We start from the raw sequence: 24,953 nt of genomic DNA on the forward strand, positions 1-24,953 counted from the left end.
ATGGGACATAAAGTCAATCCAATCGGGCTGCGGCTCGGTATCAACCGCACGTGGGATAGCCGGTGGTATGCCGATTCCGACTATTCAAAATTGCTTCATGAAGATCTGAAGCTGCGTGCATTCCTGCGTCGCAAGCTGGTTGGCGCTGGTGTGTCTCGTGTCGTTATTGAACGTCCGGCCAAAAAGCCCCGCGTAACCATTTACGCCGCCCGTCCGGGTGTTGTGATTGGTAAGAAGGGTCAGGACATCGATGCGCTCCGTAAGGAGCTGACACGTATGGCTGGCACGGAAGTTGCGCTGAACATTGTTGAAATTCGCAAGCCAGAAATCGACGCTACACTGGTTGCAGAAAACATTGCTCAGCAGCTGGAACGTCGTGTGGCTTTCCGTCGTGCCATGAAGCGTGCAGTGCAGTCTGCTATGCGTCTGGGCGCACAGGGTATTCGTATCAACTGCTCTGGTCGTCTTGGCGGTGCGGAAATCGCACGTATCGAATGGTATCGTGAAGGTCGTGTGCCTCTGCACACCCTGCGTGCTGATATCGATTATGGCACAGCAACAGCAAAGACCACCTATGGCACTTGCGGTGTAAAGGTCTGGATCTTTAAGGGCGAAATTCTTGCTCATGATCCGATGGCTCAGGATCGCCGGGCGGCCGAACAGGCTCCTCAGCGCTGAGGAGAGGGATAAAACAACATGCTTTCCCCGAAGCGGACAAAATTCCGTAAAGCCCACAAAGGCCGTATCCACGGTCTTGCAAAAAGTGGCACCACGTTGAACTTCGGTACGTTTGGACTGAAGGCTCTTCAGCCGGAACGTATTACGGCACGCCAGATTGAAGCCTCCCGTCGGGCTATCACACGTGCCATGAAACGAGCAGGTCGCGTCTGGATTCGTATTTTTCCTGACCTTCCGGTCTCGACAAAACCTGCAGAAGTGCGTATGGGCTCCGGTAAGGGTTCCCCAGAATACTGGGTGGCCCGTGTGAAGCCAGGTCGCATTTTGTTTGAGATCGAAGGTGTGCCCCCTGAACTGGCGCGTGAAGCGTTGGCTCTGGGTGCAGCAAAACTGCCGATCAAGACCAAGTTTGTGACCCGAATTGGAGATGCGTGAGATGGTAAAGGCAACTAAGCCAGCCGATTTGCGCACCAAGACTCCGGACGAGCTTGAAGCTCGTCTGGTTGAATTGAAGCGTGAGCAGCTTAATCTGCGTTTCCAGCAGGCCACGGGTCAGACTGAAGCGCAGAGCCGTATGCGTGCGGTGCGCCGTGAGATTGCACGAATCAAGACGATTGCGGTGCAAAATGCAAAGACTGCAGCAGGTGCAAAAACATCTGCTGCCAATGCCTGAGGAGAGTTAGCCGATGCCAAGGCGCGTCCTGACCGGGCGTGTGACCAGCGATAAGATGGACAAAACCATTACGGTTCTTGTTGATCGTCGCGTCATGCATCCGCTCTATAAGAAATTCATTCGTCGCTCTAAAAAATATGCGGCGCATGATGAAGAAAATATCTGCAAGGTTGGTGACTCCGTGCGGATTGTTGAATGTCCGCCTATTTCACGCCGCAAGACGTGGACTGTGATTTCCCGCAACGGCGAAGTCGTTGGTGCGGAAGCCGGTGCATCGGCCTAACGTAAGGATATTTAGGTTATGATCCATCCCGAGACCAACCTTGACGTCGCCGATAATTCTGGTGCACGTCAGGTGCAGTGCATCAAGGTGCTGGGCGGCTCCAAGCGGAAGTCCGCCTCGGTCGGCGACGTGATCGTCGTTTCCGTCAAAGAAGCTATCCCCCGCGGGAAAGTGAAGAAGGGCGACGTTCACCAGGCTGTTATCGTGCGGACTTCCTATCCAGTCCGTCGGCCTGATGGTAGCGCGATCCGTTTCGATAAAAACGCAGCTGTGCTGATTAACAAGCAGCAGGAACCGATTGGTACGCGTATTTTTGGACCGGTTGTGCGCGAATTGCGTGCGAAGAAGTTCATGAAGATCATCTCTCTCGCGCCGGAGGTGTTGTAATGGCTGCCCGTATTAAAAAAGGCGATACGGTTGTCGTCATCAGCGGTTCCTCCAAGGGGACGCAGGGAGAAGTTCTGGAGGTTCGTCCTTCCGAAAACCGTGCTGTTGTGCGTGGTGTGGCGCTAATTAAGCGTCATCAGCGTGCGCGCCGCATGGGTGAAGAAAGCGGGATTATTACCCGTGAAGCGCCCATTCACCTTTCTAACCTGAAGCTGATTGATCCAGCCTCTAAAAAGCCGACACGAGTTGGTTTCCGAGTGCTGGAAAACGGCAAAAAAGTTCGCATCGCTAAGGCGACCGGCGAAGCTATTGAAGGTTGAGGGGCTACGAATGAGTGCGAAACAGGAAGGTCGTTCCCTGCCGCGCTTTCAGCAGCGGTATGAAAGCGAACTGCGTGCCAACCTGCGTAAGCAGTTTGGTTACAAAAATGAAATGCAGGTGCCTCACCTCGAAAAAATCGTCCTGAATATGGGCGTGGGTGAGGCTGCTGGCGATCAGAAGAAGCTAGATGCTGCTGTTGCAGAAATGGCGCTTATTGCTGGTCAGAAGCCTGTTAAAACAGTGGCGAAGAAAGCTATCGCTGGTTTCAAGATCCGTGAAGGTCTGCCGATTGGCTGTAAGGTCACTCTGCGCCGTGCACGGATGTATGAATTCCTTGATCGTCTGGTAACTATTGCTATGCCACGCATCCGCGATTTCCGCGGTCTGCCGGCTACCAAAGGTTTTGACGGTCGTGGTAACTTTGCTCTGGGCTTGAAAGAACAGATCATCTTCCCCGAAATCGAATACGATAAGGTAGATGAAATCCGCGGTATGGACGTGGTGTTCGTAACCAGTGCAAAGACAGATGCAGAAGCCAAGGCCCTGCTGAAGGCGTTTGATCTTCCCTTCGTGGGGTGATACAGACCCTGCTGGGTGTTTTAATGTGTGATCTTGGAAAACCGTCGAAGGTTTTCGAAGGGTTCCGGAGGTAATTTGTATGGCTAAGACTTCTGCCATTCTGCGTAACGCAAAGCGCGCGCGCATGGCGGCACGGGATAAAGAGAAGCGGGTAGCTCTCAAAAATATCGTTATGGATCGTTCTCTTCCCGTGGAGGATCGGTTTGATGCGTCTTTGAAGTTGGCTGAACTGCCGCGCAATGGTTCTCGCGTGCGGGTTCGTCTGCGTTGCAAACTGACAGGTCGTTCTCGCGGTAACTACCGCAAGTTTGAGCTGTGCCGTATTGCTTTCCGTGATCTGGCATCTGAAGGCCAGATTCCGGGCGTGGTTAAAGCAAGCTGGTAAGGGCGCGAGATGTCACTTTCTGATCCTTTGGGTGATATGCTCACCCGTATTCGTAATGCTCAGCGTGCGCGTCACAATGCTTGTGTTGCTCCGGCCTCTAAGCTGCGCGTGAGTGTTCTAGAAGCTCTGCAGCGTGAAGGCTACATTCGTGGCTATAAGCGTGAAGACGTCCGTAAGGGTATTGCTCAGTTGCATATTGAGTTGAAATACACCGACGGTGAGCCGGTTATCCGCGAAATTCAGCGTGTTTCACGCCCTGGTCGTCGCGTATATTCCAAAATTAAGGAACTTCCTCGCGTTTGTGCAGGTTTGGGTGTTTCTATCCTTTCCACACCGCGTGGTGTTCTTTCCGATGTTGAGGCTCGTGCTGCCAATGTTGGCGGTGAAGTCCTCTGCCGTGTTTTCTAAGGAGGGGTAAATGTCACGCGTAGGCAAGTATCCTGTTGAAGTGCCGGCAGGGGTAACCATCGCTATCGCAGATGGTGTTCTGAAGGCCAAAGGAAAATTGGGGGAGCTGGCTCTGCCGCTTTCTTCACATGTTTCCGTTGATGTGCAGGATGGTAAGGTTGTTGTGCAGCCAGTGGGCACTGCTGCTCAGGCTCGTATGATGTGGGGCACAACACGTGCTCTGATCGCAACGGCTGTTAAAGGGGTTTCGGAAGGTTTTTCCAAGGCTCTGGAAATTAACGGCACGGGTTACCGTGCAGCTGTGCAGGGTTCTAATCTGGTGATGAACCTTGGGTTCTCCCATGATGTTGTGTATCCGATTCCTGCAGGCATCAAGATTTCTACGCCGCGTCCGACGGCTATTGTGGTGGAGGGGATCGATAAGCAGCGGGTGGGTCAGGTGGCTCTTGATATCCGCAGCTTCCGTAAGCCTGAACCTTACAAGGGCAAAGGTGTTCGGTACGAAACGGAAACCATTCGTCGTAAGGAAGGCAAGAAGAAATAATGAGCACTCAGCAGGAATTGCGGAACCGCCGTCGGGCGCGTCTCCGTTTTCAGCTGCGCCGCAAGGCAGGTGGGCGTCCGCGTCTGTCTGTTTTCCGGTCTGGCAAGAACATTTATGCTCAGGTGATCGACGATGCGCAGGGCCGTACTTTGGCCTCAGCGTCCTCCTTGGATAAGGAGCTGCAGACGGATCTGAAAAAAGGTTCCACGCAGGAAGGCGCTGGCGCTGTCGGTAAGCTGGTTGCACAGCGCGCCGTTGCTGCAGGTGTATCTCAGGTCGTGTTCGACAGGGGGTCTTATCTTTATCACGGGCGCGTCAAGGCCCTGGCAGAGGCGGCCCGTGAGGGCGGTCTCTCCTTCTGAGGAAAGGATCACGGAATGGCTCGTGAACCAAGAGAAGGCGGTCGAGGCGGCCGTGAGCGTGAACGCGAAGGGGATGAACTGGTCGATAAGCTGGTAACCATCAATCGCGTTGCGAAAGTGGTTAAGGGTGGTCGTCGGTTTGCTTTCGCTGCTCTGGTTGTTGTTGGTGACCAGAAGGGGCGTGTTGGCTACGGTGCAGGTAAGGCGCGTGAAGTTCCTGAAGCAATTCGTAAGGCTACGGAACGCGCCAAACGTGGCATGATCCGTGTCCCGATGAAGGAAGGCCGTACACTGCATCATGATGTTGCTGGTCACTTTGGTGCCGGTAAGGTTGTGCTGCGGTCTGCCGAAGCAGGGACGGGGATTATCGCTGGTGGTCCTATGCGTGCTGTATTCGAAAGCCTTGGTATTAACGATGTGGTTGCGAAGTCTCTGGGTACCCGGAACCCGCACAACATGGTTAAGGCAACTTTTGATGCGCTGGCACGTTGTGCAAGCCCACGTTCTGTAGCTAGCCGTCGCGGTAAGAAGGTTGCTGAAATCTTCGGTAAGCGTGAACAGGCTGTTGCTGCGGAGGCCGCTGATGTCTGATAAAAAAACCTTTAAGGTTGTGCAGATTGCGTCCGGTAACGGACGTAAGCCTGGACAGCAGGCAACTTTGATCGGTCTGGGTCTGAACAAGATTGGCCGTGAACGCGTTCTAGAAGATACTCCGTCTGTCCGGGGTATGGTACGTAAAGTGGCCCACCTGGTGAAGGTGGAGGATTGAAATGAAGCTCAACGAACTTCGTGATAACGAAGGTTCCCGTTACCGGAAAAAGCGTCTTGGGCGCGGTATTGGTTCTGGTAAGGGTAAGACGTCTGGTAGGGGTGTAAAAGGCCAGAAAGCACGTGAAGGGGTTTCCCTGAACGGCTTTGAAGGTGGGCAGCTTCCTATCTATCGTCGTCTGCCTAAGCGTGGCTTCAAAAACATCTTCCGCAAGGTTTATGCTCCTGTAAACCTTGGTGCGGTGGAAAAAGCCTTGGCTGATGGCAAACTGGCAGCAGGCACACCTGTTACTGAAGAAGCTTTGAAAAAAGCTGGTCTGGTTGGCACTGGCAAATATGCTGGCGTGCGCATTCTGGCCGAAGGTGAGCTGACAAAAGCTGTTACGTTTGAAGTCTCTGGTGCATCAGCTTCTGCTGTTGCTGCAGTAGAAAAAGCCGGAGGTAGCGTTAAGCTGCTGCAGCCTAAAGCTGCTGAAGCCAGCGCTTCCTGATGTTGCAAAAAGGAGAGCAGTGTTCGCACTGTTCTCCTTTCTTGTTCCTTCTCAGAATGTTGTCTGAATTTTTCAGGCGATTGTGCCAGCGTCTCCACAGCCGTGGTGGCGCTGTTTGTATGAAAGGACGGATGCATGGCTTCCGCGGCCGAACAACTGGCTGCCAACTTTAATGTAGGCTCTTTTGCCAAAGCGACTGAACTAAAAAAGCGAATCTGGTTTACACTGGGTGCGCTGATTGTTTACCGCTTGGGCACATACATCCCGGTTCCGGGGGTGGATGCCACAGTTATGGGGCAGCTTCTGGCGCAGCATCAGGGTGGCATTCTGGGCATGTTCAATATGTTCACGGGGGGTGCGCTTGGGCGTATGACCGTGTTCGCGCTGAACATCATGCCATATATCTCTGCGTCTATTATTGTGCAGCTTATGTCTACAGCTGTGCCTTCTCTAGAGGCTCTCAAGAAGGAAGGTGAACAGGGGCGTAAAAAGCTTAATCAGTATACACGTTACCTGACTGTCCTTATTGCGCTGTTTCAGGCGTATGGGATAGCTGTGGGGCTGGAGAACGTGCATAGCGCTGCAGGCGCTGCCGTTGTTCATCCCGGTATGTTCTTTTTGCTTTCATGCGTAACCACGCTTGTTGGCGGAACCATGTTTCTGATGTGGCTGGGTGAGCAAATTACCGCGCGTGGTGTGGGTAATGGGATCTCGCTCATTATCTTTGCTGGTATTGTGGCAAACCTGCCGCATGCATTGGCAAGCCTCTTCCAGCTTGGTTACACGGGCGCGCTTTCGCCGTTCTTTGTGCTGCTTTTCTTGGTTCTTGCAGCGCTTACCATCATGTTTATTGTGTTCATGGAACAGGCGCAGCGTCGGGTTGTTATCCAATATCCAAAGCGCCAGATGGGGCAGCGGATGTTTGGGGGGGACACAACCCATATGCCACTGAAAGTGAATACGGCTGGCGTTATTCCACCGATTTTTGCCTCTTCAGTGCTCCTGATTCCGGTAACGATTGCTGGTTTTATGAATGGCAAATCACTGCCGGGCTGGCTTTCCTTTCTGGGGCAGGAACTTGGGCAGGGGCAGCCACTGTATATGCTGTTTTATGCTGTCATGATTGTGTTTTTCTCATACTTTTATGCGGCCGTTACCTTCAATCCGACGGAAACAGCCGATAATTTGAGAAAGCAGGGTGGTTTTATCCCTGGTGTGCGCCCGGGTGCTTCTACAGCATCGTATTTTGATAAAATTCTCACCCGCCTGACCACGATCGGTGCAGCGTATATGGTGGCAGTCTGTCTGTTGCCTCAGATCCTGATCAGTCACTACAACGTACCGTTCTATTTTGGTGGAACGAGTCTGATTATTATTGTGTCTGTAACTATTGATACGGTCACACAAATTCAGTCTCATTTGGTGGCGCATCAATATCAGGGGCTTATGCGTAAATCGCGCGGCGGTAGGAAGCAGAGGATCATCAGACGATGAATATTATTTTTCTGGGCCCTCCCGGCGCGGGAAAAGGTACACAGTCCAAACTTCTTGAAGAGCGGTATGGGCTGATTCAGATTTCTACGGGCGATATGCTGCGCGCAGAAGTGGCTAAGGGATCTGAAACAGGAAAGCAGGCAAAAGCTCTTATGGATGCCGGGAAACTGGTTCCTGATGAGTTGATTATTGCAATGCTGAAAAGCCGGATTGCGCAGGCAGATTGCCAGAATGGTTTCATTCTGGATGGTTTTCCGCGCACGCTGGCACAGGCTGAAGAGCTGGATGGCATGCTTTCTTCAGATGGGAAGAAAATTGATACTGTTCTCTTCCTGGATGTGGACGAAGAAATTCTGGCAGATCGGATTTCCGGTCGCTTTACTTGTGGCAACTGCGGCAAGACGTACAACGAGGTCTCTAACCCACCCAAGGTGGATGGGGTCTGTGATTCTTGCGGTAGCCATGAGTTCAAGCGCCGGGCGGACGATAAGCGGGAAACCGTTGTTGAACGGCTGAAAGAGTATCGGAAACTGACGGCACCGATTCTGCCGTTTTATGAAAAAACCGGACGGCTGCACAAAATAAACGGCATGCTGTCGGCCCCTGAAGTGACAGGCGAAATCGAAGATGCGCTTGCCAGCGAGGGGTTGATCACGAAAAAGTGATCCGTTTTCGTTGACTTGTGGCGGTGGCCGGTATATTTCGCGGCCACCAAGTGAAATCTGCCCCAAGGGCTATGAGCGTTCGTGGTTAAGGCGGGCGAACAGGAGTATAAGGCGTGGCACGTATTGCCGGCGTGAATGTCCCGACCAACAAACGGGTTGTTATCGGGCTTCAGTATATTTACGGGATTGGCGCAACTAAGGCTGCTGAAATCTGCAAGGCTCTGGAAATTCCAGAAGCAAAGCGGGTAAACGAGCTGAGCGACGACGAAATCCTGAAGGTGCGTGAACTGATCGACAGCAAGTATCGCGTTGAAGGCGATCTGCGTCGTGAAATCGCAATGAACATCAAGCGTCTGATGGATCTGGGCTGCTACCGCGGTCTGCGCCATCGTCGCGGTCTGCCTGTGCACGGTCAGCGCACACACACCAATGCTCGCACGCGCAAGGGCAAGGCTGTGGCGATTGCAGGCAAGAAAAAAGCAACGCGCTAATCCAACTGGTTAGGATGTCTAACCCTGCTGCGGCAGGCTCTGGGCAGGGACTGAGGTAGAAAAGACATGGCGAAAGCCGCAACTCCGCGTATTCGCAAAAAAGAGCGTAAGAACATTATTTCTGGCGTGGCGCATGTGCTCTCCACGTTCAACAACACCATGATCACCATCTCTGATGCACAGGGGAATGCCATTTCTTGGTCTTCCGCTGGCGCGCAGGGTTTTAAGGGGTCTCGGAAATCTACGCCTTATGCGGCGCAGGTTGCGGCGGAAGACGCAGGTCGCAAGGCTCGCGAACATGGTATGGAAACTCTGGAAATCGAAGTTTCCGGTCCTGGGTCAGGGCGTGAAAGCGCACTGCGTGCTTTGCAGGCTGTTGGTTTCACCATCACCTCCATCCGCGATATGACGCCGGTTCCGCATAATGGTTGCCGCCCGCGTAAGCGTCGCCGCGTCTAAGTCCTGAGCAGGAAGGCAGCTTACAATTTAAGCTGTCTTCCGGTTGTTGTGTCCACTTCAGAGAAATCGCTGCGATTGCAGTGGTTTTTCGTATTGAAAGGCCGGTACCTTGGTCCTTCAGAAAAACTGGCAATCTCTGATCAAGCCTGAAAAGCTTGAGGTCGAATCCGGTGTGGAGCCAGCACGCATCGCAACCGTGGTTGCAGAACCTCTGGAACGCGGGTTCGGGATGACACTGGGGAATGCGCTGCGGCGTGTTCTGCTGTCCTCGCTTCAGGGTGCGGCTGTTACTGCTGTGCAGATTGACGGCGTGCTGCATGAGTTCTCGTCTGTTGCGGGCGTTCGGGAAGATGTCACGGACATCGTGCTGAACATCAAGCAGCTGGCACTGCGTATGCATGGCGAAGGGCCAAAGCGTATGATGCTGACGGCCACGGGCCCCGGCGAAGTGCGCGCCCGCCAGATCCAGACCGGCCATGATATCGAGATCATGAACCCCGATCTTGTTATCTGCACGCTGGATGATGGCGTTAAGCTGGGCATGGAATTTATTGTTAACATGGGTAAAGGCTATGTGCCTGCCGCGGCTAACCGCCCGGAAGATGCACCAATTGGCCTGATTCCGGTGGATGCAATTTATTCCCCCGTAAAGCGCGTGTCTTATAAAGTTGAGCCTACCCGCGTGGGGCAGGTAACAGACTATGATAAGCTGCTGCTGACGGTTGAAACCAATGGTGCTGTCACACCTGAAGATGCTGTGGCTTTGGCTGCACGTATTCTGCAGGATCAGCTTCAGCTGTTCATTAACTTTGATGAGCCGCGCCCTGTGCAGGCTGAAGAGCCTGAAGATGATCTGCCGTTCAACCGTAATCTGCTGCGTAAGGTGGATGAACTTGAACTGTCTGTTCGTAGTGCAAACTGCCTGAAGAACGACAACATCATCTACATTGGGGATCTGGTGCAGAAGAGCGAGCAGGAAATGCTCCGTACTCCGAACTTTGGCCGGAAATCCCTGAACGAAATCAAGGAAGTTCTCACTTCTATGGGGCTGTCCTTGGGTATGAATGTGCCGGCTTGGCCGCCGGAAAATATTGAAGAGCTGGCAAAGCGGCTTGATGAGCCGTTTTGATCTGACTTTTCACACGATACGTAGGAACTGAACTATGCGTCACGGGATTGCCGGCAGAAAGCTCGGCGTTACTTCTTCTCACCGCGCAGCCATGTTTCGCAATATGGCTGTTGCACTGATCAAACACGAACAGATCACCACCACGCTGCCTAAAGCTAAGGAACTGCGTCCGGTTGTTGAAAAGCTGATTACGCTGGGTAAGCGGGGCGATCTGCATGCGCGCCGTCAGGCTTTTGCCATGCTGCGTGATGATGTGATCGTGAAAAAGCTGTTTGCTGCTATTGCAGAACGCTACAAGGCTCGTAACGGCGGTTACACGCGCGTTCTGCGTGCTGGCGTGCGTTATGGTGATGCCGCACCTATGGCTGTTATCGAACTGGTTGATCGCGATGTTTCTGCCAAAGGGCAGGACAGCGGCCCACGTCCGGAAGCAGAAGAAAAGCAGGATCTGGCTGCATAAGCCACGTATCTGGTTTTTAGAAAAAAGGCTGGCTCAGAAATGGGCTGGCCTTTTTTTATGCTCTCATAATTGCATGAGTGGTGCGATTTTATATCGTGAAATTGGCTGGAAAATTTACACCATTTCAACATGGTATATTGACAATATAGCCTTCTGGCACGTTAGTAATTGCAAAATGAATGGCGCAAACAAACACGGTGGCATTATGAGGCAAGTTTTTCTGCGGATTATGCTGGTCGTCAGCCTGCTTTTTGTAGGGCTGACACAGCAGGCACGGGCCGGAACCCCGGTGCGTATTGGGTATATTCCTGTTCTGGGTTCATCCGCCCTGTTTGTTCTGGATGGTGAAGGCTGGGCCAGGCAGGCTGGTTTGGATCTGCAACTTGTGCGCTTTGGTTCTGGCCCTCAGGCTATTCAGGCTTTGGTATCTGGGCGTATTGATGCCTACGTGGCAGGTGTGTTGCCGTTGTTGCAGGCACGTGCGCATGGTGTGGATGTTAAGGTTGTGGCTTCTGGTTCGGTGGAGGAACTGGAGCTGGTGGCCCGTGGCCCGTTGGCTCAGATCGTGCCAGAAGGGCAGGAAGGTGGTCTGTCTGCTCAGGTCATTAAGGATGGCTTTGCCAAGTTCAAGCAGGAACAGGGGCATTTGCCGCGTGTTGCCGCACAGCCAGCCGGTTCCGTGCCGGATATCATGCTCCGTTACTGGCTGCAAAAACGCCTTAATATTGCGCAGCCTGCCTCTGTTATCAATATTGCCGGTGTGGATATTGATGCCGCACAGCAGGCTTTTCTGGCTGGTGCGGTAGATGCCGCCGTATTGCGCGAACCTTCTTTAACAGTTGCAAAAATGCGTGTGCCGGAAGCCAGAATTCTGGCCACGGGGCATGATATGCTGCCCGATCAGCCGGGTTCTGTTCTGGCTATTGTAAAGCCAACAGAAGTGCCATGGGCAAAAACGCTTACAGGCCTGTTTGTTAAAGCCAACACCTTGGTGTCTCAGCATCCGGATGAAGCAGCTCCTTTCGTGCGCACAGCACTGGGTGGCGGTATGCTGAAGGAAGAAGTGTTGCAAAAAGCCCTTGCGCGTTCTGCTCAGCATTTTGTGAGTGATCCTGCACGTATTGTAGAAGGCGTGCGGCAGTTACAGGATTTTGAGGTTGAACAGGGGCTTTTGCGTAAGGCCGAGCCAGTGGATAGCCTGTTTGATCTGGAGATGTGGAAGCAGAGCCAGCAGTGAGGGATAAAGTTTCGTTTTCAACAAAATGGGCGTTAGGTCTTATCGGGCTTATCGTCTTTTTTGGAGGGTGGGAGGCAGCAGTCCGAACAGGATTGCTGCCTTCTGGTATGGTGCCTGCTCCCAGTTCACTAGGGCCAGCCTGGCTGGATGAAGTGCGCGGGGGCTTTTGGCAGCAGGCCATTTTAGACAGTCTGCACCATTATCTGTTGGGCTTGCTTATTGGTTCCGTGCTGGGTGCTGGTTTAGGCATTCTGTGCGGCATGGCGGCTGTTGTGGATGGCTTGCTGGAAGGTATTGTCCGGCTGCTGCGGCCTGTGCCGGGCTTGGCGTGGGTGCCTTTTGCCATTTTGTGGTTTGGCCTGAACACATCGGGCGCCACCTTTGTGATTGCCATTTCAGTTTTCTGGATCAACTTTTACGCGGCCCACAGTGCCGTGCGCGGAGTGGACCCAGAACTGTATGAACTGGCAGCCGCTTTTGGGCATGGCAGCTTTTTGGGGCGTTTGTTCAAGGTGGTGCTGCCTGCGGCTTCTCCCGGTCTTATGTCTGGCTTGCGCACAGGTTTGGGGCAGGGCTGGATGTCTGTTGTGGCGGCGGAACTGTTTGGCGTTCCCGGTATTGGTGCGCGTATGATGCAGGCATCCAGCTTGTTGGCAACCGATGTTGTGGTTGTTTATATGCTCACCATGGCTTTGCTTTATGCGGTAACTGATTTTCTGTTCGGGTTTGTAAGAAAACGCGTGCTGAGGTGGCAACCATGAGCGACAAACACAGCGTTGCCAGCTTGGATAATGTCGGCCTCTCGCACGATGGCGGAGCTAATTTTGTGTTGCGCAATGTGAGCCTCACATTGGAGCAGGGTGAATTTGTTGCGCTTTTAGGCCCATCTGGTGTGGGGAAATCCACGCTTCTGCGCGTGTTTATGGGGCTCATGCAGCCTACGGAAGGCACAGTGGGTGGTTCGGCCTGCATAACAGATGCAGAGGAAACAGGCACCAAACGGCGTAGGCGGGCCTTGGTCTTTCAGGATGCGCGGCTGATGCCGTGGCGTTCTGTGCTGAAAAATGTTGAATTCGGGCTGGAAGGCTTGGGCCTAACGCGTGAGGAAAAGCACACACGCGCCATGGATGCGCTTAAACTGGTAGGGCTGGAGGAAGCAGCAGATAGGTGGCCCCGCCGTATGTCTGGTGGGCAGCGGCAGCGTGTAGGGGTTGCGCGTGCTTTTACAGTCAACCCTGATCTGCTGCTGATGGATGAGCCTTTTGGTGCCCTAGACCCTATTACACGCAGCAGCTTGCAAGAGGAGCTTCAACGTATCTGGCAACAAACGCATAAAACCGTGCTGTTTGTAACGCATGATATTGAGGAAGCCTTGCGCCTTGCTACCCGTGTAGTGGTGCTTGCGGGCGGCCCACCAGCAGGTATTACGGGTGAAATTGCCATTACGATGGATGAAAGAAACCCCGAAAGCACGGTGTTTAGAACCTATGCGGCCCGTTTGCGCGCCATGATTGCGGGGGAAAAAGACCCCGGTGGTGCTCCGTACTGGCGTTCTGCTGAAATTTAGTTGAAAAGCATATAAATAAAAGTCACACGCATCCTTTCTGGGGTGTCGTGCGTTCACATGCAACAAAATGGGGAGACATCGCATGAGCGATGACAACACAAAGGATTACGCGCTGGAAGAAGGTATTGGCCGTGTTCAGGATGGTGCGGAAGGCTTGTTCAGCCAGCTCCCCAGTTATGATGAAATGAACCCGGCCAAGCGTTGTGCTGCAACGGAAGCTGTTCGGGATGTGGTGATTGACCAGCCCTTCCTGATTCTGCCTGTTGTGGGAATTTTCAGCTTTATTGTTGGTGGCCTGCTCCGGCGGCGACGTTAAAATTTTGATAGATTTTCAGTCAGAAAACTCTGCCTGAAGGTGTGAAGGAGATGATTACATGCTGAAGCTGGCACTGTTTTTTCTAGTTATTTCCCTTATTGCGGGACTATTCGGTTTTGGTGGCATTTCCTCCGCAGCCGCGGGAATGGCAAAAATCCTGTTCTTTATCGCAATTATTCTGTTCGTTGTTTTTCTGGTGGTGGCCCTGTTGGCTGGGCGTGCCATTACAAAATAACCGCTTCTGAATAACCAGAGCATGAAAAAACCCCCGGTCTGAAAAGGCCTGGGGTTTTTTTGTTTGTGCAGCTAAAAAGCAGGCCGCCCTAGTTTTTATCCTTTTGGATAAAGGATGGCAGAAGCGGGTTGTCTGTTTGCATGGAATCCTTGCTAGGCAGCGAGGATGCATCCCACCCACCACCAAGAGCTTCAATAAGCGTGACGGAATCCAGAATACGGCTTTGCTGAATTTGCAGTGCAGTTTCCGCGTTGGAAAGAGCTGTTACTTCCGCCGTAATAACCGTGGTGTAAATCTGGGTGCCAGCCATGTACTGGTTGAAGGAAATCTGCACAGCCTTGTTGGCGGCTTCTACAGCAACAGCCTGCTGGTCTGCCTGGTCTGCTAGTACGCGCAGGTTGGCAAGCTGATCTTCTACTTGTTGCAGGGCTGTCAGCACGGTCTGGCGGTAGGCGGCTACGTAGTAATTATAATTGGTGTTGGCTTCACGCACAGCGGCGGTACGTGCGCCCCCCTCAAAGAGGGTTTCCGTAGCGGAAGCACCTAGCGCCCAGATACGGTTGGCTACCTGCACTAGTGCTCCCACCGGGTCACCACTGTAGGAGTAGCTGGCTGTTAATTTTACGTCCGGGTAAAATGCAGCAAGTGCTGCGCCAATCTGGGCGTTATATTCCTCCATCCTGCGTTCTGCGGCAGAAACATCTGGGCGGCGCTGCAAAAGCTCTGAGGGCACGGCAACAGGAATGGCCGGAATATCCCGCGTAAGCGCACCGTGGGGAATGGAAAGATCCGCCGGAGATTTGCCCATCAGAATGGCAATGGCATGTTCGTACCCTGCGCGGGCGGCATCTGTTGCGGTGGCTTGGGCGCGTGTTTGCTCAAGCTGGGTTTTGGCCTGCATCAGTGTGGTGGGGTCAGCCGTGCCTGCATCATACTGGTTTTTGGTAATCTGGTAGGAGCGTTCGTAAAAATCTACGTTCTTTTGTAGCAGATCGTGCAAGCTATCCTGATACCGCAGGTTAAAATAAGCTGTTGCCAACTGCGCCTGATAGGAGAGTTTGGCATTGGCCAGATCAGCCGCAGAAGCCTGAGCCTCTGTTACCTGAGCCTGAATCTGACGGCGGATATTGCCCCACAAATCCAGATCCCACGAGGCGGAAGCACCCATTGCATAGGTATTTTCTGTGGTGTTGGAGGCAATGGAGGACGTTGTATCTCCGTAGTTAATAATCGTGCCTGATGAGCGCGAGCCACGGCCAGAACTCTGCCGGTTGAAGGAGAGGGCACCGCTTAATGTAGGATACAGCTCTGCTCGTATGGCGTTAATGGCGGCGCGGGCATTGCGGTATCTGGCCTCATACTGTGCGACGTTCTGGTTGTTAATTTCCACCTGAGATTCAAGCTGGTTCAGCAGCGGGTCATTATAAAGCGTCCACCATGCGCCTTTGGGAATGGCCGCCAAGCTGGGCTGTGCATAGTTCCACCCAGCCGCAGGCCGTAACTCCTTGAACTGCGGAGAGATAATGGCCGAAGGGCGTTTATAATTGGGGCCAACCATGCAGCCCATAAGCGCCAGTGGTGCCATAAGGCTGGCAGCGCGGCGGGACAGTTTTTTGTGTTTGAGCATCATGCTGGAAAAAGAAGGCGAAACCATCAGCTATCCTGCCGGGAGGTGCGAGAAAAGAAAGAGCGCAGGCGTATTTTCTGAACACGCAGCCGCCACGTATCAAGCGTAAGATAAATAACAGGGGTGGTGTAAAGTGTAAGAGCCTGACTGACGAGCAACCCGCCCACAATGGCAATGCCCAACGGGTGGCGTAGTTCTGCCCCATAGCCATTGGTGATCATTAGCGGGGCCGCCCCCAGCGCTGCGGCAGCGGATGTCATGATAATAGGGCGGAAGCGGAGCAAGCAGGCTGTACGGATGGCCTCAAGCGAAGACATGCCATGTTCACGCTCTGCCACAAGGGCAAAATCCACCAACATGATGGCGTTTTTCTTTACAATGCCAATCAGCAGAATCACCCCGATCATGGCGATAAGCGAGAATTCTTCCCCAGCCAGTTGCAGCGCCAACAGTGCTCCCACACCAGCAGAAGGAAGAGTGGAAAGAATGGTGAGCGGGTGCAGATAGCTTTCGTACAGAATACCCAGAACAATATACACGGCAGCCAAGGCGGCCAGTATCAGCAGGGGTTCATCATTCACGGCTTTCTGGAACTGTGCGGCATTTCCCGCAAAACTACCGTGGATGGTGGATGGCATATGCAGCGTAACCTGTGCGGTGTTGATAATCTGCGTTGCCGTACTAAGCGAAACACCCTTGGCCAGATTGAAGGAGATAGTGGAAGCCACAGCCATACCCTGATGGTTGACCGAAAGGGGTGTACGTGTCTGCACAATCTGAGAAACCAGCGTAAGCGGCACCATGCTTTCTGACGATGTGCTGACAGCAGACCCGTTGGAAGCCCCGGCGCCTCCCGCCAGTGCGTTGGCAATCTGGTTTTTGAAGGATTCCGAACTTAGGGAAGATGCTGAACTGCTTCCGGCCTCATCCAGCCCACTGGTGTTGCGCACACGTATGGTGTTGGATTGTGTGCCACCACCCGCTGTGCCACCGGCCACACTGACCCACACCTGCATCAGGCTGTGGGGGTTGGACCACAGCACCGGGTCAGCTTCCATCACCACGCGATACTGATTGAGCCTGTTGTAGATGACAGAGGCCGCGCGTTGCCCGAAGGCATCGTACAGTGTGTTGGAAAGCAACTGCGGCGTGATGCTGACACGTGCGGAGGTATCACGGTCTATATCCACGCTCATGGCGGAACCACCCTGCTGCACGTCGGATGAAAGATCGGTCAACTGTGGGTGGCGGCGTAATTCACTTTGGAGCTTGTCTGTCCATGTATAAAGCTCAGATGCGTTTTCACCTTCCAATGTGTACTGGTAGGAGGCGTTGCTCTGCCGGGCGCCCGCACGTACGGCGCCGGGTTCCATCAGAAAGAAATCAGCCCCCACCAGTTTGCTCAGGCGTGTGCTGATACGGTTGATAAGGTCTGTGGGGGTATCCGAACGCTCGCTTTTGTCCTGCAACTGCAAGAACAGATTGGCTTGGTTGGAAGAGCCGCGGCCACCAATAAAGGAGGAGACACTTTTAACTTCTGATTCCGCCAGAATAGCCTTTTGCACATCAGCCAGTTTTTTGCTGAGTGCGCCAAACGAGATAGACTGATCTCCCTGCAAATGTCCCATCAACAGGCCCGTATCTTCTACCGGGAAGAAGCCCTTGGGCATGAGAATAAACAGCGCGACAATCAGCGCCAGCGTAAAGGGCAGGCTCAGCAACACCAGCTTGCTATGCCGCAGCGCAACATCGAGTGAATACGCATATCCAGCCTGAAGTTTATCTAGCGCACGGGTAATACGTGCCGCTACACGGGCAGAAAACGGTGCGTGTTCCTGCGTTTCAAGCGCGGGCGCACGTGGGGCCAACAGGTAAGCAGCCATCATGGGGGTAAGCGTGAGAGATAGCACCATGGAAATAATGATGGTGATGCTGACCGTCATGGCGAATTCATGGAACAACCGGCCCGCAAGGCCACCCATGAGCAAAATGGGCAGAAAAACCGCAATCAGCGAAATGGAAATGGAGAAAACGGTAAAAGCTACCTCGCCGCTACCTTTTATGGCGGCTTCTCGCGGGGGAAGGCCCTGTTCTATGTAGCGGGCAATATTTTCCACCACCACAATGGCATCATCCACCACAAAGCCGGTGGAAACCGTAAGCGCCATAAGGGACATATTGTCCAGCGAATAGCCAAGCAGCGCCATCACCCCAAATGTGGCCACAATAGAAGCTGGCACCACAATGGCGGGAATAAGCGTCATTCTAACAGAGTGCAGAAACAGCAGCACCATTAGCACAACCAGCACCACAGAAATAACCAGTGTAAGCTGTGTATCGGCCAGAGAGGCGCGGATGGTAAGGGAACGATCCAGCCCAATATGCAAATCCACCCCGCCGGGCAGAGCGGCCTTGAGCATGGGTAGCTTAGCGTTGATCTGATCCACCGTATGGATCACGTTGGCCCCAGCCTGCGGGAACACGATGGCAATAACCGAGGGCTGGCCATTGTAATATCCGGCGTTGCGCAGGTCTTCCACGCTATCACGCACTTGGGCAATATCCGCCAGCCGCACGGGCCGATTATTGCGCCATGCGATAATCAGATCCCGATAATCCTGCGCTTTGCTTACCTGATCATTCGTATCCAGGGTAAAGCGCATGCCGCCTTGGTCAATAATACCTTTGGGGGTATGGGCATTGGCCGAGGCCAAGGCTGCGCGCACGTCTTCAAAGCTGATGCCGTAGCGGTAAAGCGGCAGAGGGTTTATTTCTGCACGGATAGCTGGCAGCGCACTCCCGCTGATTTCTACCTGACCAACACCTTCTACAGATGAAAGATGCTGCACCAGTACATTGGTGGCGTAATCATAAAGTTGTGGGCGCGTATGGGTGTCTGATGTCAGGGTTAAAATCAGAATAGGTGCGCCGTTAGGGTTGGCTTTGCGGTACGTCGGGTTTTGCCGCAGGGAGGACGGCATATCCGCATGGGCTGCCTGAAGAGCGGCTTCCACATCTCGCGCAGCGCCGTTGATATCGCGCGAGAGCGAGAATTGCAGCATGATGCGCGTGGTGTTTTGCGAGGATTGTGACGTCATTTCCGTCACATCCGCAATCTGCCCCAAATGCCGCTCCAGCGGGGCTGCTACAGAACTGGCAATTTCTTCCGGGCTGCCGCCAGCCTGCGTGGCCTGCACCATAATCACCGGAAAATCCACATTCGGCAGGTCAGATACCGGTAGGGTGCGGTAGCCTAAAATGCCCCCCAGCAACATGGCCACCGTAAGCAGAATGGTGGCCACGGGCCGGTCAATAAACAGCCGGCTTATGCTCATGGTGTGGAATGTCCATCAGCCGGAGGTGGGGCAGAAGGCTGGCTGTGCTGGTGCCGCATGGCGTTGAACTTGTGGGCCAGCGTATCCAGCGCCAGATAAACAACCGGCGTTGTAAACAGCGTAAGCAATTGGGAAAGTGCCAGCCCGCCAATAATGCTCAGCCCCAGAGGGTAACGCAGCTCGGACCCCGTGCCATGAGAGATGACCATGGGCACAGCACCCAACATGGCGGCAAGGGTTGTCATTAAAATAGGGCGAAAACGCAGTGTGGCGGCAGTGCGGATGGATTGAAGGGAGTCCATGCCATGCACGCGTTCGGCTTCCAGTGCGAAGTCGATCATCATGATGGCGTTTTTCTTAACAATGCCAATCAGCAGCACAATGCCGATAATGCCCATAATATCCAGATCCACGCCCGCAATCATCAGCGTTAACAGCGCTCCAATGGCGGCGGAAGGCAGGGTGGAGAGAATGGTAACCGGATGCACAAAGCTTTCGTAAAGAATGCCCAGCACGATGTACACGGCAATCAACGCCGCAGCTACAAGGAACAACTCATTGCTGAGTGAGCCTTCAAACGCGGCTGCCGTGCCTTGGAATGATGTCTGGAAGGTGGAAGGCAGCCCAATTTCTTTTTCCACCTTGCGGATGGCGGCCGTGGCATCCCCCAGCGCATAGCCATCGCTCAGATTAAAGGAAATGGTGGTGGCGGGGAACTGCCCAAAATGTGTGAGAAGCAGGGGCGCTGTTTCCTGCGTAACGGTGGTAACGGCATCTAGCGGCACCATGCCGGAAGTGGGTGAACGCGTAGGGCCAGAAACACTTTCCCCCGAATTGCCGCTGATACCCGGCAGATAAAGTTGGGAGAGTGAGGAAAGGTTGGTCTGGAACTTGGGGTCTGCTTCCAGAATAACGCGATACTGGTTGGACTGCGTATAGATGGTAGAAATCTGCCGCTGACCAAAGCTGTCATACAACACGTTATCAACGGTTTGCGGCGTGATGGAATAACGTGCCCCGGTGGCTCTATCCAGCGTAACCTTTGCCACCAGCCCAGATGCCTGCAAATCCGATGTGACATCAGAAAGCGCAGGTTCCTGCTTCAGGCGATCCAGCAGCTTTGGCACCCATGTCTCAAAGGCACTGTATTCTGGGTTTTCAAGTAGGAACTGGTATTGCGTAGCCGTAACTGTTGTATCCAGAGAAAGATCCTGAATAGGCTGCATATACAGCTTGATACCGGCTACCTGTGAGGTTTCATCGGCCAGCCGCCGGGCAATTTGCGCCGCTGTGCTTGTGCGGTCATCATGCGGTTTCAGGTTGATAAGAAACCGGCCCTGATTAAGCGTGGCGTTCTGCCCATCCACCCCGATAAAGGAAGAAAGCGAGACCACATCCGGGTCTTTCAGCAGCACTTTGGCAAGTTCTTGCTGATGCTCTTTCATGCTCTCAAACGAGATGGTTTGTGAGGCAACAGAAATACCCTGAATCACCCCCGTATCCTGCGCGGGAAAGAACCCTTTGGGAATAACCCACGCCAGTACACCTGTAAGCAGCAGTGTACCTACGGCCACGCACAAGGTTAGCACGCGGTGGGCCAGCACCACATCCAGTATGCGGTCATATCCGGCAATCAGCTTTTCCGTGTAGTCTTCCATCCGGGCAGACCAGCGCTGGAATGCTGTTGTGGCAGAACTGGCATCATGCACACGTTCAGAAAGAATACGCGCACACATCATCGGCACCAGTGTAAGCGAAACCACAGCAGACAGAATGATGGTAACGGCCAGTGTAAGCGCAAATTCATGGAACAGGCGGCCCACAACATCGCCCATAAACAGCAGTGGAATGAGCACCGCAATCAGCGAGATGGTGAGCGAGATAATGGTAAAGCCAATTTCCCCGGCCCCTTTCAGGGCGGCTGTCATACGGTCTTCTCCCGCTTCCACGTAGCGGGAGATGTTCTCGATCATGACAATGGCATCATCCACCACAAAGCCGGTGGCGATGGTAAGCGCCATAAGCGAAAGGTTATCCAGCGAGAAATCCAGCAGATACATCACTGCCAGCGTGCCGATAATGGAAAGCGGCACAGACAGGCTGGGAATAATGGTGGCAGGGATATTGCGCAGGAATACAAAAATAACCGCTACAACCAGCGCGAGGGATAAAAACAGTTCGCCCTGTACATCGGAAACAGAGGCACGAATGGTGGTGGTGCGGTCTGTTAGCGGGGTAATATCAATACCCGGAGGCAGCGTTTCCCGCAGGGCAGGCAGGGTGGCTTTTACGTTGTCCACCACGGAAATTACGTTGGCGCCGGGCTGGCGCTGCACGTTCATGATCAGCGCGGGCGTAAGGTTGGACCACGCCGCAAGCTGCGTGTTTTCCGCACCGACAACTACCGTTGCGACATCACGCAGGCGGATAGGGCCGTTGTTCTGATAGGCGATAACCTGATTAAGCAGCACATCCGCACTGGTAATCTGCCCATCCACCTGCAACGTGGCGGCCTTTTGCGGGCCATCAAACGTACCGGTAGGGGAGTTTACGTTCACGTTGCCAATGGTGGTGCGCAACGTGTCCAGATCCATACCGTAGGATGTAAGCTTGGGAATGTTAACCCGCACCCGAATTGCTTTGCGGTTGCCACCAGAAAGCGTTACCAGCCCCACGCCGGAAATCTGGCTGATTTTTTGCGCCAGGCGCGTATCCACGTAGTCTTCCACTTCTGGCAGCGGAATGGTGGAAGATGTAATGCCCAGTGTTAGCACAGGTGTATCCGCCGGGTTTACCTTGGCGTAAACCGGAGGGGCTGGCAGATCTGTTGGCAGCAGGGAGTTGGCCTGGTTAATGGCAGCCTGAACTTCCTGCTCCGCCACATCTATGGAAGTATCCAGCGCAAAACGCAGGGTAATAACCGATGCCCCACCAGATGAGCGTGATGTCATCTGGTCCAGCCCCGGCATCTGGCCAAACTGGGTTTCCAGCGGGGCAGTTACAGAGGTGGACATGACATCGGGCCCAGCGCCGGGGTAGAATGTTTCAACCGTAATGGTTGGATAATCTACCTGCGGCAGGGCGGAAACGGGCAGAAAATGGTAGCCCAGCAGGCCAGCCATAAAAATGGCCAGCATAAGCAGAGTAGTGGCAACCGGCCTGCGAATAAAAAGGGCTGAGGGGTTCACTTTGCCGCGGAATCCGATGCTGGAGTGGTTTGTGCAGGAATGGTGACTTTAATGCCGGCACGCAGATGGTCTGTGCCATCTGTTACCACTCTGTCACCATCCTTCAGACCAGAGGGAACAACAATGTTGGTGCCATCTGATGTGCCAGTGGTAACGGGCCGTACTTCAACGGTGTTATCGGCCTTTACAACGTAAACAAATAGGCCATTGGGGCCAGTTTGCACTGCTGTTGTGGGCAGTAGCAGCACATTGTTAAGTGTTTTAACCAACAGGCGGGCATTTACAAACTGGTTGGGGAATAGATGCTCATCCGTGTTGGGGAAGATGGCACGCAGGCGCACAGTGCCGGTGGAGGTATCTATTTCACTATCCAACGTGCTAACGGTGCCATCCGCAATTTTTTGCGTATTGGAACTGTTCCATGCCTCTACGGAAAGGGATTTTTGAGTGCGTAGCTCTTCCGCTACTTCAGGAAGCTGATCCTGCGGGAGTGTGAAGATAACAGAGATAGGCTGCATCTGCGTTAGAATAGCCAACCCGCCAGATTGACCCGCCGTAACGTAATTACCCTTATCCACAGCACGTATGCCAATACGGCCATCTACAGGTGCAATAATATGGCAGTAAGTGATCTGGAGCTTCTGGTTATCCACCAAAGCCTGATCGGATTTTACCGTGCCTTCCAGTTGCTGCACGATAAACTGCTGATCCTTGGCCGTTTTAGCATCAATACTGTCCTGTCGGATCAGGCGCTGGTAACGCGCGCTATCTACGCGTGCCTGTGCAAGCTGGGCTTTATCTGCGGCAAGCTGGCCTTCATATTGGGCTAGCAACACCTCATAAGGGCGGGTGTCTATCAGCGCCAGCAGATCACCTTTATGTACGTGCTGCCCTTCCGTAAACAGCACGTTCATCAGGTAGCCTTCCACGCGGGTTTGCACGGTCACGTTGGTAATGGGGATAACCGTTCCCAGCTCGGTAAACACCACGGGCATGGAGCCACTATGTACCGTTTGTACGGCAACGGGCTGCGCCTGAGATGTATCAGCCGTGTGGTGTTTGCCCTTTTTATGCGTTCCGCTGCTGGTGTCTCCATGCGGGCGCAGGAAGGCAAAGGCCAGCACGCATGCACCTGCCAGAGCTATGCCTGCAAGTAACATCCGTTTTTTACGGGGAGGGCGCGGAGATGGTGAAGACGGAGAAACGGGAGAGGCTGGCTGATGTTCATCCATGTGGCGCGCTGCGTATTACCTAAAAATAAGGAATATTGGTTCAGACAGGAAAATAAAGGCCAGAATAAGGTTTTATAATCCATCTGAGAGAAGTGATGGGAGCCGGAAAGCAGGAAGTTCTGCTTTCACCGTAAAACGTACCACATGGATATGGGAAGGGCTTGTTACGTTTTTTAACGTTTGTTTCCGCTCATGGAGGCCCCGGCAGAAGGTGCAAGGCTTGCCGCAAATGGCACAGCCAGAAGAGATACAGCCCCAGTTGCCAGAAAACCTGCGGAAAAATCGCCCAAAGTGGGTGTTGTGTGGCCATATATTTGCCCCAGCACGGTAAGTGTGCCCGCAGCAATACATATGCCAGCAGAAAGCATGATCTGCTGCATGGTGGAATACAGGCTGGTTGCAGCGCTCATGTTACTTGCTGGCACATCAGCATAGGCAATGGTGTTGTAAGCGGAAAACTGGATAGCTTGCGCAGCTCCGGCACATGCTAAAATAAGCGAAAAAAGCCACAAGGCATGCGGTAGCCGAAAGCTCGCTACCAGTGTAAAAACGACAGCAGCGGAAATGCCATTGAACATTAGCACCTTCCGAAAGCCCCAGCGCCGCAAAATGGCGGGTACAAAGGGCCGCGTTATTAACGCCCCAATGGGGGCTGTAAATGTGACCAGCCCGCTTTGGGCAGCGTTGAGCCCCATGCCGATTTGCAGAAAGGATGGCATGAGAAAGGGCAGCGAGCCCACAGCCACGCGTGAGGCCGCGCCCGCTAAAACAGAAATCCGAAATGTGGGAATGCGCATAAGCCGGAAATCTAGCAATGGCGCGGGAATGCGGAAGGCATGGATGCAGTAAAGGGCCATCAGAAGGCTGCCTGCGCCTAGCATAACCACGCGCAAAGTTATTGAACCTTCTGCGTGGCTGAACAGTTCTGCAAAAACAGAAAGCAGCGCCAGCCCACCCCCGGCCAGCACCATGCCCTTTAAATCAAACGGCGCAGGTGAGGGCTCGCGAATTTGTGGAATAAAGCGCCATGTAAGCCCTAGCCCGATCAGCCCGATAGGAATGTTGAGGTAAAAATTCCACCGCCATGAAAACCATGTGGTGATAAATCCACCAACCACCGGGCCAAGCAAAGGGCCAAGCGTTGCGGGCAACATCATCCACGTCATGGTGCGCACAAGCTGATCACGCGGTGTGCTGCGGATAATCACAAGCCGCCCTATGGGCACCATAAGGGCGCCGCCAATACCTTGCAGCGTGCGCATGCAGGCCAGAAAGGGAAGGGAGTTTGCTTGAGCGCAAAACAGAGAGCTGGTGACAAAAATGCAAATGGCCACCATTAGCACAGAACGGCTGCCCAGCCTGTCTGCCAACGCACCAGAAGCCGGTATGAAAATAGCTAACCCAATAATATAGGATGTGAGTGCAACAGAGGTTGCAACTGTATCAACGTGTAAACTGTTAGCAATAGAAGGCAGAGCTGTTGCCAGAATGGTGCCATCAAGCTGTTCCATAAACATCATGGAGGCAACGATCAGGGCGGTGAACTGCGCTTTGGTCGGGCGTGGCATGCCTAGTCAGAAACGTGTTTTTGCGGTCTGATGCAACCTATGATCCTGCAAGCACTGTTTTGTTACGGCAA

At 53.5% G+C, this 24,953-nt stretch carries 30 protein-coding genes; 25 read left to right on the forward strand and 5 right to left on the reverse strand.

Annotation, left to right across the window (positions count from 1 at the left end; genetic code table 11):
- From rpsC to DS739_RS05040, 25 genes are all read left to right on the forward strand, one after another.
- Nucleotides 1–678: a 30S ribosomal protein S3 gene (gene rpsC, locus DS739_RS04920; protein ID WP_003622715.1), complete on the forward strand. Its 678-nt coding sequence runs from the start codon at nucleotides 1–3 to the stop codon at nucleotides 676–678.
- An 18-nt stretch (nucleotides 679–696) separates the two neighbouring features.
- A complete protein-coding gene (gene rplP / locus DS739_RS04925) occupies nucleotides 697–1,113 on the forward strand; it encodes a 50S ribosomal protein L16 (protein ID WP_035351612.1) in 417 nt (138 codons plus the stop codon).
- Between the two features lies 1 nt (nucleotide 1,114).
- The gene (gene rpmC / locus DS739_RS04930) at nucleotides 1,115–1,351 is read left to right on the forward strand and encodes a 50S ribosomal protein L29 (RefSeq protein ID WP_006116047.1); all 237 of its coding nucleotides are present in this window, start codon (nucleotides 1,115–1,117) and stop codon (nucleotides 1,349–1,351) included.
- A gap of 13 nt (nucleotides 1,352–1,364) precedes the next feature.
- Nucleotides 1,365–1,634, forward strand: coding sequence for a 30S ribosomal protein S17 (rpsQ, locus tag DS739_RS04935; protein ID WP_006116046.1), 270 nt, complete (start codon nucleotides 1,365–1,367; stop codon nucleotides 1,632–1,634).
- Nucleotides 1,635–1,652: 18 nt separating this feature from the next.
- Nucleotides 1,653–2,021 (forward strand): 50S ribosomal protein L14, encoded by a 369-nt coding sequence (gene rplN, locus DS739_RS04940; protein WP_012812770.1) that lies wholly within the window; start codon nucleotides 1,653–1,655, stop codon nucleotides 2,019–2,021.
- Entirely contained in the window at nucleotides 2,021–2,341 is a 321-nt protein-coding gene (gene rplX / locus DS739_RS04945) for a 50S ribosomal protein L24 (protein WP_003622726.1), read from the forward strand. Before rplN ends, rplX begins: the two co-directional genes overlap by 1 nt.
- A gap of 10 nt (nucleotides 2,342–2,351) precedes the next feature.
- The gene (gene rplE, locus DS739_RS04950) at nucleotides 2,352–2,921 is read left to right on the forward strand and encodes a 50S ribosomal protein L5 (RefSeq protein WP_035351604.1); all 570 of its coding nucleotides are present in this window, start codon (nucleotides 2,352–2,354) and stop codon (nucleotides 2,919–2,921) included.
- A gap of 79 nt (nucleotides 2,922–3,000) precedes the next feature.
- Nucleotides 3,001–3,306, forward strand: a complete 306-nt coding sequence (gene rpsN, locus DS739_RS04955; RefSeq protein WP_003622728.1) for a 30S ribosomal protein S14 — start codon at nucleotides 3,001–3,003, stop codon at nucleotides 3,304–3,306.
- A 9-nt stretch (nucleotides 3,307–3,315) separates the two neighbouring features.
- Nucleotides 3,316–3,714: a 30S ribosomal protein S8 gene (gene rpsH, locus DS739_RS04960; RefSeq protein WP_003622730.1), complete on the forward strand. Its 399-nt coding sequence runs from the start codon at nucleotides 3,316–3,318 to the stop codon at nucleotides 3,712–3,714.
- Nucleotides 3,715–3,724: 10 nt separating this feature from the next.
- Complete coding sequence (gene rplF / locus DS739_RS04965; protein ID WP_003622732.1) at nucleotides 3,725–4,258, forward strand: 50S ribosomal protein L6; 534 nt, start codon at nucleotides 3,725–3,727, stop codon at nucleotides 4,256–4,258.
- The gene (gene rplR / locus DS739_RS04970; protein WP_006116043.1) at nucleotides 4,258–4,620 is read left to right on the forward strand and encodes a 50S ribosomal protein L18; all 363 of its coding nucleotides are present in this window, start codon (nucleotides 4,258–4,260) and stop codon (nucleotides 4,618–4,620) included. Before rplF ends, rplR begins: the two co-directional genes overlap by 1 nt.
- Nucleotides 4,621–4,635: 15 nt before the next feature.
- Nucleotides 4,636–5,211 (forward strand): 30S ribosomal protein S5, encoded by a 576-nt coding sequence (rpsE, locus tag DS739_RS04975; protein ID WP_006116042.1) that lies wholly within the window; start codon nucleotides 4,636–4,638, stop codon nucleotides 5,209–5,211.
- Entirely contained in the window at nucleotides 5,204–5,389 is a 186-nt protein-coding gene (rpmD, locus tag DS739_RS04980; RefSeq protein WP_003622738.1) for a 50S ribosomal protein L30, read from the forward strand. Before rpsE ends, rpmD begins: the two co-directional genes overlap by 8 nt.
- Nucleotide 5,390: 1 nt before the next feature.
- Nucleotides 5,391–5,879, forward strand: a complete 489-nt coding sequence (rplO, locus tag DS739_RS04985; RefSeq protein ID WP_006116040.1) for a 50S ribosomal protein L15 — start codon at nucleotides 5,391–5,393, stop codon at nucleotides 5,877–5,879.
- Between the two features lie 135 nt (nucleotides 5,880–6,014).
- Entirely contained in the window at nucleotides 6,015–7,373 is a 1,359-nt protein-coding gene (secY, locus tag DS739_RS04990; protein WP_006116039.1) for a preprotein translocase subunit SecY, read from the forward strand.
- Complete coding sequence (locus tag DS739_RS04995; protein ID WP_006116038.1) at nucleotides 7,370–8,038, forward strand: adenylate kinase; 669 nt, start codon at nucleotides 7,370–7,372, stop codon at nucleotides 8,036–8,038. Before secY ends, DS739_RS04995 begins: the two co-directional genes overlap by 4 nt.
- A 113-nt stretch (nucleotides 8,039–8,151) precedes the next feature.
- On the forward strand, nucleotides 8,152–8,529 hold the full coding sequence (gene rpsM, locus DS739_RS05000; RefSeq protein ID WP_006116037.1) for a 30S ribosomal protein S13: 378 nt from the start codon (nucleotides 8,152–8,154) through the stop codon (nucleotides 8,527–8,529).
- 66 nt (nucleotides 8,530–8,595) lie between these two features.
- Nucleotides 8,596–8,988: a 30S ribosomal protein S11 gene (gene rpsK / locus DS739_RS05005; RefSeq protein ID WP_003622750.1), complete on the forward strand. Its 393-nt coding sequence runs from the start codon at nucleotides 8,596–8,598 to the stop codon at nucleotides 8,986–8,988.
- Between the two features lie 109 nt (nucleotides 8,989–9,097).
- Nucleotides 9,098–10,117: a DNA-directed RNA polymerase subunit alpha gene (locus tag DS739_RS05010; RefSeq protein ID WP_003622752.1), complete on the forward strand. Its 1,020-nt coding sequence runs from the start codon at nucleotides 9,098–9,100 to the stop codon at nucleotides 10,115–10,117.
- 34 nt (nucleotides 10,118–10,151) lie between these two features.
- Nucleotides 10,152–10,577 (forward strand): 50S ribosomal protein L17, encoded by a 426-nt coding sequence (gene rplQ / locus DS739_RS05015; RefSeq protein ID WP_006116036.1) that lies wholly within the window; start codon nucleotides 10,152–10,154, stop codon nucleotides 10,575–10,577.
- 175 nt (nucleotides 10,578–10,752) lie between these two features.
- On the forward strand, nucleotides 10,753–11,814 hold the full coding sequence (locus DS739_RS05020; RefSeq protein WP_050793131.1) for an ABC transporter substrate-binding protein: 1,062 nt from the start codon (nucleotides 10,753–10,755) through the stop codon (nucleotides 11,812–11,814).
- The gene (locus DS739_RS05025) at nucleotides 11,811–12,575 is read left to right on the forward strand and encodes an ABC transporter permease (RefSeq protein ID WP_035351599.1); all 765 of its coding nucleotides are present in this window, start codon (nucleotides 11,811–11,813) and stop codon (nucleotides 12,573–12,575) included. Before DS739_RS05020 ends, DS739_RS05025 begins: the two co-directional genes overlap by 4 nt.
- A complete protein-coding gene (locus DS739_RS05030; RefSeq protein ID WP_006116033.1) occupies nucleotides 12,563–13,381 on the forward strand; it encodes an ABC transporter ATP-binding protein in 819 nt (272 codons plus the stop codon). Before DS739_RS05025 ends, DS739_RS05030 begins: the two co-directional genes overlap by 13 nt.
- Nucleotides 13,382–13,463: 82 nt before the next feature.
- Nucleotides 13,464–13,697 carry a hypothetical protein gene (locus DS739_RS05035; protein ID WP_035351594.1) on the forward strand — a complete coding sequence of 78 codons (234 nt, stop codon included), beginning with the start codon at nucleotides 13,464–13,466 and terminating at the stop codon, nucleotides 13,695–13,697.
- Nucleotides 13,698–13,755: 58 nt separating this feature from the next.
- Nucleotides 13,756–13,932, forward strand: coding sequence for a DUF1328 domain-containing protein (locus tag DS739_RS05040; protein ID WP_006116031.1), 177 nt, complete (start codon nucleotides 13,756–13,758; stop codon nucleotides 13,930–13,932).
- An 88-nt stretch (nucleotides 13,933–14,020) separates the two neighbouring features.
- Here DS739_RS05040 and DS739_RS05045 read toward each other — a convergent pair whose 3' ends face one another.
- The 5 genes from DS739_RS05045 to DS739_RS05065 all read right to left on the reverse strand — a co-directional run bounded on the left by DS739_RS05045 (nucleotide 14,021) and on the right by DS739_RS05065 (nucleotide 24,882).
- Entirely contained in the window at nucleotides 14,021–15,586 is a 1,566-nt protein-coding gene (locus tag DS739_RS05045) for an efflux transporter outer membrane subunit (protein WP_006116030.1), read from the reverse strand.
- On the reverse strand, nucleotides 15,586–18,894 hold the full coding sequence (locus tag DS739_RS05050; RefSeq protein WP_006116029.1) for an efflux RND transporter permease subunit: 3,309 nt from the start codon (nucleotides 18,892–18,894) through the stop codon (nucleotides 15,586–15,588). The genes DS739_RS05045 and DS739_RS05050 overlap by 1 nt, the downstream gene beginning before the upstream one ends.
- The gene (locus tag DS739_RS05055; RefSeq protein WP_006116028.1) at nucleotides 18,891–22,082 is read right to left on the reverse strand and encodes an efflux RND transporter permease subunit; all 3,192 of its coding nucleotides are present in this window, start codon (nucleotides 22,080–22,082) and stop codon (nucleotides 18,891–18,893) included. Before DS739_RS05055 ends, DS739_RS05050 begins: the two co-directional genes overlap by 4 nt.
- Nucleotides 22,079–23,314 carry an efflux RND transporter periplasmic adaptor subunit gene (locus DS739_RS05060; RefSeq protein ID WP_006116027.1) on the reverse strand — a complete coding sequence of 412 codons (1,236 nt, stop codon included), beginning with the start codon at nucleotides 23,312–23,314 and terminating at the stop codon, nucleotides 22,079–22,081. The genes DS739_RS05055 and DS739_RS05060 overlap by 4 nt, the downstream gene beginning before the upstream one ends.
- 173 nt (nucleotides 23,315–23,487) lie before the next feature.
- Nucleotides 23,488–24,882, reverse strand: coding sequence for an MFS transporter (locus DS739_RS05065; RefSeq protein ID WP_006116026.1), 1,395 nt, complete (start codon nucleotides 24,880–24,882; stop codon nucleotides 23,488–23,490).
- Nucleotides 24,883–24,953: the final 71 nt, after the last annotated feature.

Origin of the sequence: Acetobacter sp. JWB, from assembly GCF_003323795.1 — a bacterium.
In the GTDB taxonomy this organism is placed as follows: Bacteria; Pseudomonadota; Alphaproteobacteria; order Acetobacterales; family Acetobacteraceae; genus Acetobacter; species Acetobacter oryzifermentans.

What these genes read in the sequence shown, in the direction of transcription:
- rpsC (WP_003622715.1), top strand. Translation starts at nt 1, where the DNA reads ATGGGACATAAAGTCAATCCAATCGGGCTGCGGCTCGGTATCAACCGC.
- rplP (WP_035351612.1), top strand. Translation starts at nt 697, where the DNA reads ATGCTTTCCCCGAAGCGGACAAAATTCCGTAAAGCCCACAAAGGCCGT.
- rpmC (WP_006116047.1), top strand. Translation starts at nt 1,115, where the DNA reads ATGGTAAAGGCAACTAAGCCAGCCGATTTGCGCACCAAGACTCCGGAC.
- rpsQ (WP_006116046.1), top strand. Translation starts at nt 1,365, where the DNA reads ATGCCAAGGCGCGTCCTGACCGGGCGTGTGACCAGCGATAAGATGGAC.
- rplN (WP_012812770.1), top strand. Translation starts at nt 1,653, where the DNA reads ATGATCCATCCCGAGACCAACCTTGACGTCGCCGATAATTCTGGTGCA.
- rplX (WP_003622726.1), top strand. Translation starts at nt 2,021, where the DNA reads ATGGCTGCCCGTATTAAAAAAGGCGATACGGTTGTCGTCATCAGCGGT.
- rplE (WP_035351604.1), top strand. Translation starts at nt 2,352, where the DNA reads ATGAGTGCGAAACAGGAAGGTCGTTCCCTGCCGCGCTTTCAGCAGCGG.
- rpsN (WP_003622728.1), top strand. Translation starts at nt 3,001, where the DNA reads ATGGCTAAGACTTCTGCCATTCTGCGTAACGCAAAGCGCGCGCGCATG.
- rpsH (WP_003622730.1), top strand. Translation starts at nt 3,316, where the DNA reads ATGTCACTTTCTGATCCTTTGGGTGATATGCTCACCCGTATTCGTAAT.
- rplF (WP_003622732.1), top strand. Translation starts at nt 3,725, where the DNA reads ATGTCACGCGTAGGCAAGTATCCTGTTGAAGTGCCGGCAGGGGTAACC.
- rplR (WP_006116043.1), top strand. Translation starts at nt 4,258, where the DNA reads ATGAGCACTCAGCAGGAATTGCGGAACCGCCGTCGGGCGCGTCTCCGT.
- rpsE (WP_006116042.1), top strand. Translation starts at nt 4,636, where the DNA reads ATGGCTCGTGAACCAAGAGAAGGCGGTCGAGGCGGCCGTGAGCGTGAA.
- rpmD (WP_003622738.1), top strand. Translation starts at nt 5,204, where the DNA reads ATGTCTGATAAAAAAACCTTTAAGGTTGTGCAGATTGCGTCCGGTAAC.
- rplO (WP_006116040.1), top strand. Translation starts at nt 5,391, where the DNA reads ATGAAGCTCAACGAACTTCGTGATAACGAAGGTTCCCGTTACCGGAAA.
- secY (WP_006116039.1), top strand. Translation starts at nt 6,015, where the DNA reads ATGGCTTCCGCGGCCGAACAACTGGCTGCCAACTTTAATGTAGGCTCT.
- DS739_RS04995 (WP_006116038.1), top strand. Translation starts at nt 7,370, where the DNA reads ATGAATATTATTTTTCTGGGCCCTCCCGGCGCGGGAAAAGGTACACAG.
- rpsK (WP_003622750.1), top strand. Translation starts at nt 8,596, where the DNA reads ATGGCGAAAGCCGCAACTCCGCGTATTCGCAAAAAAGAGCGTAAGAAC.
- rplQ (WP_006116036.1), top strand. Translation starts at nt 10,152, where the DNA reads ATGCGTCACGGGATTGCCGGCAGAAAGCTCGGCGTTACTTCTTCTCAC.
- DS739_RS05020 (WP_050793131.1), top strand. Translation starts at nt 10,753, where the DNA reads ATGAATGGCGCAAACAAACACGGTGGCATTATGAGGCAAGTTTTTCTG.
- DS739_RS05035 (WP_035351594.1), top strand. Translation starts at nt 13,464, where the DNA reads ATGAGCGATGACAACACAAAGGATTACGCGCTGGAAGAAGGTATTGGC.
- DS739_RS05040 (WP_006116031.1), top strand. Translation starts at nt 13,756, where the DNA reads ATGCTGAAGCTGGCACTGTTTTTTCTAGTTATTTCCCTTATTGCGGGA.
- DS739_RS05045 (WP_006116030.1), bottom strand. Translation starts at nt 15,586, where the DNA reads ATGGTTTCGCCTTCTTTTTCCAGCATGATGCTCAAACACAAAAAACTG.
- DS739_RS05050 (WP_006116029.1), bottom strand. Translation starts at nt 18,894, where the DNA reads ATGAGCATAAGCCGGCTGTTTATTGACCGGCCCGTGGCCACCATTCTG.
- DS739_RS05060 (WP_006116027.1), bottom strand. Translation starts at nt 23,314, where the DNA reads ATGGATGAACATCAGCCAGCCTCTCCCGTTTCTCCGTCTTCACCATCT.
- DS739_RS05065 (WP_006116026.1), bottom strand. Translation starts at nt 24,882, where the DNA reads ATGCCACGCCCGACCAAAGCGCAGTTCACCGCCCTGATCGTTGCCTCC.